Genomic DNA, 12,110 nt, shown 5'->3' on the forward strand with positions numbered 1-12,110 from the left:
TTCGGTCACAATGCTATCCTTTGAGCGTATCCATTTCATCCACCTGAACTGTCGTACGATTACGATATAAAGCAATTAAAATAGCGAGTCCTACCGCCGCTTCCGCTGCCGCTACAGCCATCGTAAACAGTGAGAAAATTTGACCTGTTAAATTCGGAAATAAGCCTAATTTACTAAACGCCACTAAGTTTAAATTGGCAGCATTCAGCATTAATTCGATACAAACTAATACGATTACTGTATTCCGCTTTGTTAAAGCTCCAAATAGACCGATGCAAAACAAAATAATCGCAAGTGTTAAATATGCAGAAGCTGGAACGCTACTCATTGGAATCCTCCTCTTTCTCGTCCTTTTTCGCAAGTATAATTGCGCCAACGAGTGCTACAAGTAAAATAACTGAAGTTAGTTCAAATGGAATAATATATTTTGAATAGAGAAGCGTACCGATTTGAAGTGTGTTGTTTTCATGGAGAGGTAAACTTCCTTGTGTGCTTTCATTTGCAAAATCAACATTATTAACAGCGAAATACATAACCGCTCCAAATGCTACAACTGCAAAGAAGATAATCCATTTTCGAAGAGTAAGACGCGATTCATTTTCCGCGTTATGTTTCGTTAACATAATGCCGAAAATCATAATAATTGTGATTGCACCAGAGTAAAGTAAAATTTGTGCAACGCCTATAAATTCGGCTGACAAAAGAAAATACAAACCTGCAATGCTGAGAAATGTCAGAACGAGAGCTAGCATCATGTGCATAACTTTCGTTAAGTTCAACATAAGAACACCGCCGATAATTGCAGACAAGGATAGTATAAAGAATGCTACAAACTCGCCATTCATGCCTTATTCTCCTTCCTGACGTTTTCGTCGTTTTCGTCAAGCCACTGCAAATTTTTAAATAAGTCATCACGTGAATATTCCGCGAGTTCAAAGTTATTTGTCATGACAATTGCCTCTGTCGGACAAACTTCTGTACATAAATCACAAAGAATACAAATTTCAAAATTAATATCATACGTGTCGATAATTTTTCCTTTTTTCGTAGGATCCGGATGTTTCTTTCCTGTTAACTGAATACAGTCTGTCGGACAAATGTTAGAGCACTGATTACAAACAATACATTTCTCCGGATAAAATTTTTGAATCCCCCGAAAACGGTCTGGCAACGGCAACGGTTGATTTGGATAATCATACGTTACCTTCTTCTTGCTCAAATTACTTAATGTATATTTTAACCCTTTAAATAGTCCTTTCATCTCTTACTGGCACCCCCCTCATAGATTAGAAGAATAACTCCTTAATCAATGCCGTTAAGAAAATATTTGCAAGTGCAATCGGCAATAATACTTTCCATCCAAACTCCATTAACTGGTCACCTCTTATACGCGGGAACGTAACGCGGAACCAAATTAATAGAAAGACTACACTGCTAAATTTCAAAGCAAACCATACGGCACCTGGGATAAATCCAAGAAACATGACTGGATTCCATCCGCCTAAAAAGAGCACTGTAATTAACGATGCCATCCCGAAGAAATATACGTACTCTGAAAGCATGAAAAACGCCCAGCGAAAACCTGAGTATTCCGTATGATATCCAGAAACAAGTTCTGACTCCGCTTCCGGCAAATCGAATGGCGTCCTATTTAACTCTGCAACTGCTGCGATTAAGAAAACGACGAATCCAATTGGCTGTACGAAAATGTACCAGACCCTCTCCTGCGCCGCTACAATCTCATTTAAATTCAGACTACCAGCTAGCAAAACGATGCCAATTACACTCATTACGAGCGGAATCTCATAAGAAATCATTTGCGCCGCCGCACGCATCCCTCCTAAAAGGGAATATTTATTATTCGATGCCCATCCCCCAGTTACAACACCTATCGTCGTAATACCGGAAACAGCAATATAATAAAGTAGCCCGACTCCAATATCTGCAAATTGAAATTTATCAGTGAACGGGATAACCGCAAGCACCATAAATGCTGGTGCAAATGCAATGACAGGCGCTAATATAAACAGCGGTTTATCTGCTGCTTTCGGAATACTATCTTCTTTCAATAATAGTTTTAAAACATCAGCTACCGTTTGCAGTAAACCGAATCGGCCTCCAACCTGGTTTGGTCCAATCCGCCCTTGCATAAACCCCATCACTTTCCGTTCTGCCAAAATTCCATATGTAACGAAGCCAAGGACTGCAAATAGTAGAAGTACCGCTAATCCGAAAAAAATGAAGAAATTCGTCCAGCTTGAAGGTGATTGTAAGAGCGTCTCAATCATTAGCCATCAACCTCCCCAAGTACAATATCAACTCCACCTAAAATCGTAATTAAATTAGCGATGTTTTCACCTTTCAATAACTTCGGTAAAATTTGCAAGTTATAAAAAGATGGCCTACGAAACTTCAAACGGTACGGCTCTTTCTTTCCGTCACTTGCGATATAACAACCAATCTCTCCGCGCGGCGATTCGATACGTACAAATGCTTCTCCCTTAGGTGCCTTAATAATTTTCGGTACTTTTGCCAGCACAGCTCCATCTTTCGGGAACTGCTGAACCGCTTGCTCAACAATCTTTAAAGACTCCTCGATTTCTTGCATTCGGCAAACGTAGCGATCCCAAGCATCTCCCACGCTTCCAACAGGAATATCAAAATCAAAACGATCATAAATCGAATACGGCTCATCTTTGCGAAGATCCCAGTTTACTCCAGTGCACCGCAAATTTGCTCCGCTTAAAGAATACGAGATCGCTTCTTCCGCGCTATATATACCAACGCCTTTCACACGATTTAAGAAAATCTCATTACCGCTAACAAGATCATGATAACCTGCTAATTGCTCCCTCATATACGGAACAAACTCTTCCACCTTTTCAATCCAACCATCTGGCGCATCCCACTTCACACCACCAACTCTCATATAGTTAAAAGTAAGCCGTGCCCCGCATAATTCATTTAATAAATTTATAATCATCTCTCGTTCACGAAACGCGTACAAAAACGGGCTGACCGCTCCTATATCAAGAAGATTCGTCCCCCACCAAACGAGATGACTCGCAATTCTTCCTAACTCCATCGCAAGTACTCGCAAGTATTCGGCACGCTCCGGAATTTCAAGCCCCATCATCGTCTCCACAGCATGGCAAATGACGTAATTATTCGTCATGGCTGATAAATAGTCCATTCGATCTGTATAAGGGATAATTTGCGTATACTGTAAGCTCTCAGCGATCTTTTCGGTCCCGCGATGCAAATATCCAATAACAGGTGTAGCTTCTTTAATAATTTCCCCGTCAATCTTAATTACGAGCCTGAACACACCATGTGTACTCGGATGCTGAGGTCCTACATTCAAAAGCATCTCTTCCGTGCGGATCATAGCTACACCTCCACATCATACGGTTCATAGTCTTTTCTAAGCGGATATCCTACCCAATCATCTGGCATTAAAATACGCGTTAAATTCGGATGCCCTTTAAATACAATGCCGAGCAAATCGTATGCTTCTCGCTCCGGCCAGTCAGCTCCTTTCCAAAGCGCTGTCACAGATTCGACTTGCGGCGCTTCCCGGTCTAGCTTTACCTTCACCGCTACCGATTGTTTCTTGCCATATGAAAACAAATGAACATACACTTCCATATGTGTCACAAAATCCGTCGCATGTAGCTCTGACATATAATCAAAAGCAAGTCCCTCATGGAATCGCAGTGACTCCATCACTTCATAATACTTTTCGGGATCCACCACAAGAGTTGGCACATCCTTTGACAGTTTATTAATGTAGGAATCTACTAATGCACCCTCTCCTAACTTCTCCCTAATAGCCTCAACATACTGATTTAAATACGGCTGATTTACGGACGGTTCTTCCTGCTTCGGCTCATCCTCTTTCTTACCTTCAGCTCCCTTTGTCTTCGCTCTTGCAGCCGCTGCTGCTGCCTTCGCCTTGGCTTTCGCTTTTTCTTCTTCCGTTACTTCTTCTGTCCCTTCTCTTTTCTGCTTCGCTAACGCTGCCGCTTTTGCCTTTGCAGCTGCTGCTGCCTTCGCCTTGGCTTTCGCTTTTTCTTCTTCCGTTACTTCTTCGATTCCTTCTCTTTTTTGCTTCGCTAATGCTGCCGCTTTTGCTTTTGCCGTTGCTGCTGCCTTCGCCTTGGCTTTCGCTTTTTCTTCTTCCGTTACTTCTTCGGTTCCTTCTCTTTTCTGTTTCGCTAACGCCGCCGCTTTTGCCTTTGCAGCTGCTGCTGCCTTCGCCTTGGCTTTCGCTTTTTCTTCTTCCGTTACTTCTTCGGTTCCTTCTCTTTTCTGTTTCGCTAACGCCGCCGCTTTTGCCTTTGCAGCTGCTGCTGCACGTCGTTTTGCTTCTTCTATAGTAATATCATCATTTTTTGGTAGCGCTTTCTCTTTTTCTTGATCTTCCTCCTCAAGTTCACTTATTTCCGCCTCGTGTTTCGCTACAAGGCGTTTTCTCGCTTCTTCTTTCGCACGCCTAGCTGCTTCTTTTTTCAGATCCTCTAAATCTTTATTTGGATTACTCATTTATTCGTCACCTGCTTTCCGGTCTTTGCCTCGTAACGAATTTTCTCTTTTAATTTATTAATCCCATAGATTAAAGCAGCTGGATTTGGGGGACAACCAGGAATATACACATCAACTGGTACGATTTGGTCTACACCTTTCACAACAGCATATGAATTTACATACGGACCACCTGCTGTCGCACAAGATCCCATCGCAATAACCCATTTTGGTTCGGGCATTTGATCATATAAACGCCGAACAATAGGAGCCATCTTCTTCGTTACTGTTCCCGATACAATCATGACGTCCGATTGCCTTGGTGAAGTTCGAAAAAATGACCCAAATCGATCTAAATCGTAATGTGATGAGCCTACCCCCATCATTTCAATTGCACAGCATGCCAGTCCGAATGTCATCGGCCATAAAGAGTTGCTCCTCGCCCATCCTTTCAACTGTTCCAATGTAGAAAAAAAGATATTTCGTTCTAATTCTGCTCGCTCATTTGGATGTAATTCCTCAAAATTTATAACCATTGTAACACCTTCTTTTTCCAAGCATACGCTAATCCAACTAGCAACATTACAACAAAGATGAGCATTTCAATTAATGCAAATAAACCTAGCTTGTCATACGCAACAGCCCAAGGATATAAAAATAAAGTTTCTACATCAAAGATCACAAACAATAAAGCGAAAATATAATAACGAGCATGAAACCGAATATTTGCATCATGAAAAGGCTCAATTCCACTCTCATACGTCGTCGCCTTTGCTGCACTTGGTTTATTTGGGCGCAGCATCCTTCCTAATGTAAGAGCCACTACCGGCAGCAATATACCTAATAGCAAGAAAATCAAAACGATCATATAACTATTTTCATATACACTTGCCATTGTGAAACCCTCCCCCCTAAATTAAGAACAAGTTCACATAGTAAACAATATGTCCTAGTTGCAGTAATTATTATTTTTAAATTTTTCTAAATAATGCAACTATTCTAATCATTATAGCAAACTTCAAATTCCTATGTCGATATGTTGGGAGACAGAAACAAGAATTATTAAAATCTATCTTTACAACTTGCTATAATTGTGCAAAATAAATATAAAACTTATATATGCTTTTCAAGAAACCGTAGGTGATATAAATGAAAAAACAAACACATGTAAGTATTCTTATAAGCATTGTATTGCTGTCTATAACGCTTCACTATGTAGCAATGCCTTTTGTATATGAATACTCATTTCCTTTTCAGCTATTAATCGGAACGAGCACCCTATTAATTGATATTATCGCTTGTAGTTATATACTTTATTTTTCAAACATGAAAGAAGGGCTATCTCGTTTATTTTGGATCATATTATCTGTTGGAGCTCTCTCTTATTTTATCGGTGATATAGTCGTTGCCTATCAGCGTTTAATTGTAAAGGACTTCTATACGTTCGTTGATCCATCTGACTTTTTTTACTTACTTTTTTTAGTTAGCTTTACGTTTGCCTTTCTATACGAAATCATTTATAACCGAGATTTATTAGAAAAACTTTTTATGCTATGTGATATTTGTATTATCGTTACAGCCCAATTTACTTTAAGTTACTACTTACTTATTGAACGAACTATTCATATCTTTACAACATCCTATATCGACATATTTGTTCAACTTACCTATCCAATGGCTGATTTACTCTTTCTCTTAATAGGAATCAACCTTTTATTCAAACCACTATCCTTATTACCTAAAAAGGTCGGTGCACTTCTTGGCAGTGCTTTAATTTTATATGCTACTACAGATGCGATTTATGCTTATATAAAATACTTCATACCAGAGTATTCTATGTTTACAGTTACGCCTTTCTATCAAGTAACCTTAGTACTAGTAGCAATCGCCTGTATTCTCCATACAAAAAAGCCTGAAAAACAAGAACAAGTACTACTAACACCTAAAATTGGCGAATCAATCCGATTATCATTACCGTATATTTCGGTAGTAATGCTTATTGTTTTTATATTAGTTGAATACGTTTTTGCGCCTATTATAGTAATCGGACTTATAATAACTTTTTCTTTCGTTCTCATACGTCATAGTTTAGTTCGAAAACAAAATAAAATATTATTGATCGCTCAAATGCAATTCAACTCAGAACTCGAGAAACAAATTAAACTACGTACAGAAGATTTAGTAGAACAGAAAAATGAACTCTATCATAATCAACAAATGTTTAAATCTTTATACGAGCATCATCCCGATCCAATTTTCACATTAGATTTGTACGGTAATTTTCTCAAAGTAAATAACGCTGGTACTACTTTACTCGGGTATCAAACGAATGAATTATTAAACCAGCCTTACTACTCACTCATATACGAAGAAGATTTAGAAGAAATGATTAACGCCTTTCATCGCGTGAAAAAGGGATATTCTATTTCTTTAGAAATACGGGCTTACCATAAAAACAGAGATATTTACTACTTGCACGTTACCGCCGTACCGATCTTTTTAAAGGAGAAAATTTCTGGGGTTTATTTAATGATTAAAGATATTACAGAAAGCAAACAACAACAAGAACAAATCAACTTCCTAGCATACCATGATACTTTAACAGAGCTTGCAAATCGTCGTGCATTTCATCAACATTTAGAACAGGCAATTGCGCGAGCAAAAATATCGAAAAAGCCTTTTGCTGTTATGTTTCTCGACCTAGACCGTTTTAAAGTTATTAATGATACCCTCGGTCATCGAGTAGGAGACCTATTGCTCATCGCAGTAGCAAAAAGGCTCGAAAGAATAGCAACATCAAATATGAAACTCGCGCGGCTAGCTGGGGATGAGTTCACAATCCTTATCGAGAATTACAAAAAAAAGCCAGATGTCCAAAAAATAGCTGATAGGATTGTAGCGGCCATGAATGAGCCATTTGAAATCGAAAATCAACATTTACAAATCTCACCGAGTATCGGAATTGCAATATATCCTGAAGCAGGTGAAGATGCGCTATCCATTTTGCAGCATGCTGATATGGCCATGTACGAAGCAAAGAATAAAGGAAAAAACGGTAGCTCTCTTTACACGAAAGAACTATATAAAAAAATGGAACGAAAAGCTCGAATTGAAAAAGATTTGCCAATCGCTTTAGTAAACAAAGAATTTTATCTCGTTTATCAACCACAAATTGATACGACAACAAATAAAATTATCGGTGCTGAAGCTTTAATACGTTGGAAACACCCACTATTAGGTGACATTTCACCATGTGAGTTTATTCCAATTGTAGAAGAGACGCCACAAGTAGTCCCACTTGGACATTGGGTATTACAAGAAGCTTGTCTCCAATTAAAAATATGGCATACCTTTGGCTACCAAAATTTAAAAATAAGTGTTAATTTATCCGCAAAAGAATTCCGGCAAGATCAATTAATCGAAAACATTTCACAAATATTAAACGACGTGCAAGTCGATCCAAAATATGTAACACTTGAGTTAACAGAAAGAATTGCAATGATTGACGAGAAAGAAACATTATTGAGACTGAAGCAATTAAAAGAGTACGGTATCCAAACTTCCATTGATGACTTCGGTACTGGGTATTCTTCTCTTGCTTATTTATCAATTTTTCCAATCGACACATTAAAAGTACCGAGAGAATTTACACAATTAGCTGATCATCGTCCTGAAGAACGAGCCATCGTTTCTACAATACTTTCCCTCGCAAATACTTTAAATCTTTCAGTCGTTGCCGAAGGAATTGAAACCGAAAAACAACTTAAGTTTCTGCAAAAACATAACTGTAAATATATGCAAGGTTACTATTTCAGTAAACCACTTACTAGTAATCAATTTATAAAATTTCTACAAAAAACCCCCAGTATGAACAAATAATTCATACTGGGGGTTTTATAGTGCTAAATTTTTTTCTCATAATATTCTTCTGCAATCTCTTCGTAAAAAGCTGCAGATGTCGTATAGAAATATGGAATTAACCATAAGAATCCAATCCCTAACGTAATACAACTTAATATAAACCAGCCAATAAAACTTAAACATAAAATGAAATACTCCATCTTATGTCCATCCATCATACGACGACTTTCTGTAATAGCTTGGTTCAGTGAATACTCAGGATGATCGTTTATAATAAAGTATGTCATCGCATAAGAAAATGATTTAATAATACCTGGAATAATGAACAATAACGTCCATAAGAAAAGATAAAGATTTACTAATAAATATAATAAAAATGATTTTAGAAATCTCTTTCCCTCTGAAAACCAAATAAATACATTACCAATACTAGCTTGCTTTTCACGAAGGATATTTAAACCAAGGTAATATCCACCTAAAGTTAACGGTCCAGTAACAAAAAATGAAAGAATATTCGTTGAAAGTGAACCATTTGTTTTTTGCCAACCGAAAATTAAAGAAAATCCCCAATCAACACTAAAACTAAAAGCCGTGATAAGAATTGAAATGAGTAGTGTAGCTCCAACAGCTAATCCCCATTTCCCTTCTAATGAATCTAGTGCTTCTCCTTTTAAATCACTAATCATGCGTAGCCTCGCCTCCTATACACAATAATTCTATTAGTATAGCATGTTCCTATTGAAATTCACCTTTTGAAATGTAGCGATAAAAGTGTGCTGTCGTCGTACTCATATACGGACTAAGCCAAAGAAATCCTATTCCAAAAGTAAGCAGCGCTAAAATAGCCCATCCTATGAAGCTCAGCCATAAAAGAAACAAATCTAACTTATGACCCTTCATAAGATTCTTACTTTCCTTCATCGCCTGCGAAACACTATATTCTGGATTTTCAATCATCACATAGTACGTCAGTGCATAAGAAAAATACATCACAATCATACCAACAATTGAAATTGCTAATAGTACGAAGAAAGCTATTGCAAATGACGTATTCCCTTCTTCACCTAACAATGCAAATAAGCCTATTAACAGCATCGGAATCCATGTACCTGTATATAACAAAATCGCAAGCATTGCCCACATTGTTTTCATCATTCTTTTAAAGCCACGAAATCCTTCGAATAAGTAATCTACTTTAGCATCTTCTCGTTTACTAATCTGTAAAAATACATTTGTATAACCATATGACGTAATCCCATACGATGCGTTACTCAAAATTATCATAATGCAATAAAAAATTCCAAAGGTAATACCTGCTCCAATTGACATCGTTTCCTCTTCAAATGATCCAGTTAAGCCTGCAACTGAGAGAAATATAATAATTCCTGGAATTAACAGTATAAGCATTGCAGCCATCGAAACGACATAACTTAAAATAAAATATAAAATTGTTGATCCAACACCTAGTCCCCATTTTCCCTTTAAAGAGTACAATGCTTCTCGCTTCATTTCACCAATCATTGATCCATCCCCTTTATGAAATATAAATTGTTGTACACTTCTACTTATACAAGCATCAATATAATTATACCATTTTTGTAAAATTATCCATAAAATACACACAAAAAAATCCGTAAAGGCAAAGCCCTTACGGATTTTTTTACTTCATATCGGAAACGTTTAAACGGTTCACGGCACGTTGTAATGCCATTTCTGCACGTTTAAAGTCAACATGTGCTTGTTTATCTTGCAGACGTTGCTCAGCGCGACGCTTCGCTTCATTTGCGCGATGGATATCGATATGGTTTGCTTCTTCAGCAGATGATGATAATACAGTCACTTTATCTGGACGAACTTCGATAAAGCCACCACTTACTGCTACATAATCAGTGTGTCCACCATTTTTCAGACGAACTGCACTAATTTTTAATGGTGCAACAGTTGGAATGTGACCTGGTAAGATCCCCATTTCCCCACTCTCTGCTTTTACACTTACCATTTCTACTTCTTTTTCGTAAACCGGTCCATCAGGAGTTACAATACTGACTGGAAATGTCTTCATACTTCGTCCCTCCTAAGGCCTTACGCCATCATTTTCTTCGCGTTTTCAATAACTTCTTCAATGCCACCTACTAAGCGGAATGCATCTTCTGGAAGGTCATCATATTTTCCTTCTAGAATTTCTTTGAAACCACTAACTGTATTCTTTACAGGTACGTAAGAACCTTTTTGACCTGTAAACTGCTCAGCTACGTGGAAGTTTTGAGATAAGAAGAATTGAATACGACGAGCACGATGTACAACTAACTTATCTTCTTCAGATAACTCATCCATACCTAAGATAGCGATGATATCTTGAAGTTCTTTATAACGTTGTAAAGTTTGCTGTACTTGACGAGCTACTTCATAATGCTCTTCTCCTACGATTTCTGGAGAAAGTGCACGAGATGTAGATGCTAATGGATCTACGGCTGGGTAAATACCCATTTGCGTTAAACGACGCTCTAAGTTTGTTGTTGCATCTAAGTGAGCGAACGTTGTAGCTGGTGCTGGGTCAGTATAGTCATCGGCTGGTACATATACCGCTTGGATAGACGTGATAGACCCTTTATTTGTAGATGTAATACGCTCTTGTAATTGACCCATTTCTGTTGCAAGTGTTGGTTGGTAACCTACCGCAGATGGCATACGACCAAGAAGGGCAGATACTTCAGAACCCGCTTGCGTGAAACGGAAGATGTTATCGATGAACAGAAGTACGTCTTGTCCTTGCTCATCACGGAAATGCTCAGCCATTGTTAAACCTGTTAATGCAACACGTTGACGTGCTCCAGGTGGCTCGTTCATTTGTCCGAATACCATCGCAGTTTTCTTGATTACGCCAGAATCGCTCATTTCGTGGTATAAGTCATTACCCTCACGAGTACGCTCACCTACACCAGCGAATACAGAGATACCACCGTGCTCTTGTGCGATGTTATTGATTAACTCCTGAATTAATACTGTTTTACCTACGCCGGCACCACCGAATAGGCCGATCTTACCACCCTTAATGTAAGGAGCAAGTAAGTCTACTACTTTAATACCAGTTTCAAGAATTTCTACTTTAGTAGATAATTCTTCGAATGCAGGTGCTTGACGGTGAATTGGATCACGGTGTACATCCGCAGGAAGTTCACCATCTAAGTCAATTGCATCACCTAATACGTTGAATACACGTCCAAGTGTTGCATCACCAACTGGTACAGAGATTGCTTTACCAGTATCTTCTACTTCTGTGCCACGAACAAGTCCATCTGTGGAAGACATCGCAACTGTACGAACTGTATCATCACCTAAATGAAGTGCAACTTCAAATGTTAAGTTCATGCTTCCGTTTTCGTTGCTTTGTTTTACCGTAAGGGCATTGTAGATTTCTGGTAGCTTTCCGCCATCAAACTTAACGTCTACAACCGGACCCATGATTTGCGTAACGCGCCCTTTATTCATCGGGTTCCCTCCTAGCTTTCTTTTAATTAGCTACCTCTATCAGAGAAGTTAGCTTTTAATTTTTTATTAGTTTAGCTTACGCGACTCTCCTGAAAGAGCCGCTTCCGCTTTTTATTGAATCCAGCTCCAGCGGTTAGAATGTTCGGTGGCTTCGCTTTTTCCTACGAGGCACAAATCGCCTCTACGTCAAAAGGCTCCATCCCCCTCTCATTCTGAACGAACCGCTTCCGCTTTTT

Annotated in this window: 13 protein-coding genes; 1 reads left to right on the forward strand and 12 read right to left on the reverse strand. The window is 38.5% G+C overall.

Going from position 1 to position 12,110, the window contains the following annotated elements:
• Positions 1-13 precede the first annotated feature (13 nt).
• Genes nuoK through nuoA form a run of 8 tightly spaced genes read right to left on the reverse strand, consistent with a single transcriptional unit; the run spans position 14 to position 5,419 of the window.
• Positions 14-328 carry an NADH-quinone oxidoreductase subunit NuoK gene (nuoK, locus tag MHH55_RS27190; protein ID WP_000100079.1) on the reverse strand — a complete coding sequence of 105 codons (315 nt, stop codon included), beginning with the start codon at positions 326-328 and terminating at the stop codon, positions 14-16.
• Positions 321-845 carry an NADH-quinone oxidoreductase subunit J gene (locus MHH55_RS27195; protein ID WP_001012812.1) on the reverse strand — a complete coding sequence of 175 codons (525 nt, stop codon included), beginning with the start codon at positions 843-845 and terminating at the stop codon, positions 321-323. The genes nuoK and MHH55_RS27195 overlap by 8 nt, the downstream gene beginning before the upstream one ends.
• Positions 842-1,261: an NADH-quinone oxidoreductase subunit NuoI gene (nuoI, locus tag MHH55_RS27200; RefSeq protein WP_000677191.1), complete on the reverse strand. Its 420-nt coding sequence runs from the start codon at positions 1,259-1,261 to the stop codon at positions 842-844. The genes MHH55_RS27195 and nuoI overlap by 4 nt, the downstream gene beginning before the upstream one ends.
• Before the next feature lie 25 nt (positions 1,262-1,286).
• Entirely contained in the window at positions 1,287-2,288 is a 1,002-nt protein-coding gene (gene nuoH / locus MHH55_RS27205; RefSeq protein ID WP_000573432.1) for an NADH-quinone oxidoreductase subunit NuoH, read from the reverse strand.
• The gene (gene nuoD, locus MHH55_RS27210) at positions 2,288-3,388 is read right to left on the reverse strand and encodes an NADH-quinone oxidoreductase subunit NuoD (RefSeq protein WP_000621434.1); all 1,101 of its coding nucleotides are present in this window, start codon (positions 3,386-3,388) and stop codon (positions 2,288-2,290) included. Before nuoD ends, nuoH begins: the two co-directional genes overlap by 1 nt.
• Positions 3,389-3,390: 2 nt before the next feature.
• Entirely contained in the window at positions 3,391-4,545 is a 1,155-nt protein-coding gene (locus tag MHH55_RS27215) for an NADH-quinone oxidoreductase subunit C (RefSeq protein ID WP_078186267.1), read from the reverse strand.
• The gene (gene nuoB / locus MHH55_RS27220) at positions 4,542-5,060 is read right to left on the reverse strand and encodes an NADH-quinone oxidoreductase subunit NuoB (protein WP_000236331.1); all 519 of its coding nucleotides are present in this window, start codon (positions 5,058-5,060) and stop codon (positions 4,542-4,544) included. Before nuoB ends, MHH55_RS27215 begins: the two co-directional genes overlap by 4 nt.
• Positions 5,051-5,419, reverse strand: coding sequence for an NADH-quinone oxidoreductase subunit NuoA (nuoA, locus tag MHH55_RS27225; RefSeq protein ID WP_000179273.1), 369 nt, complete (start codon positions 5,417-5,419; stop codon positions 5,051-5,053). Before nuoA ends, nuoB begins: the two co-directional genes overlap by 10 nt.
• Positions 5,420-5,673: 254 nt before the next feature.
• On the opposite strand from nuoA, the gene MHH55_RS27230 reads away from it, so the two are divergent.
• Entirely contained in the window at positions 5,674-8,403 is a 2,730-nt protein-coding gene (locus MHH55_RS27230; RefSeq protein WP_000745011.1) for an EAL domain-containing protein, read from the forward strand.
• 23 nt (positions 8,404-8,426) lie between these two features.
• On the opposite strand, the gene MHH55_RS27235 is transcribed toward MHH55_RS27230, so the two are convergent.
• From MHH55_RS27235 to atpD, 4 genes are all read right to left on the reverse strand, one after another.
• A complete protein-coding gene (locus MHH55_RS27235) occupies positions 8,427-9,071 on the reverse strand; it encodes a DUF975 family protein (protein WP_000622462.1) in 645 nt (214 codons plus the stop codon).
• Between the two features lie 49 nt (positions 9,072-9,120).
• Positions 9,121-9,906, reverse strand: coding sequence for a DUF975 family protein (locus MHH55_RS27240; protein ID WP_000578827.1), 786 nt, complete (start codon positions 9,904-9,906; stop codon positions 9,121-9,123).
• A 139-nt stretch (positions 9,907-10,045) separates the two neighbouring features.
• On the reverse strand, positions 10,046-10,447 hold the full coding sequence (gene atpC, locus MHH55_RS27245) for a F0F1 ATP synthase subunit epsilon (RefSeq protein ID WP_000847211.1): 402 nt from the start codon (positions 10,445-10,447) through the stop codon (positions 10,046-10,048).
• Between the two features lie 20 nt (positions 10,448-10,467).
• A complete protein-coding gene (gene atpD, locus MHH55_RS27250) occupies positions 10,468-11,874 on the reverse strand; it encodes a F0F1 ATP synthase subunit beta (RefSeq protein WP_001032595.1) in 1,407 nt (468 codons plus the stop codon).
• Between the last annotated feature and the right edge of the window lie 236 nt (positions 11,875-12,110).

This window comes from Bacillus sp. FSL K6-2944 (genome assembly GCF_038005385.1).
Taxonomy (GTDB): domain Bacteria; phylum Bacillota; class Bacilli; order Bacillales; family Bacillaceae_G; genus Bacillus_A; species Bacillus_A cereus.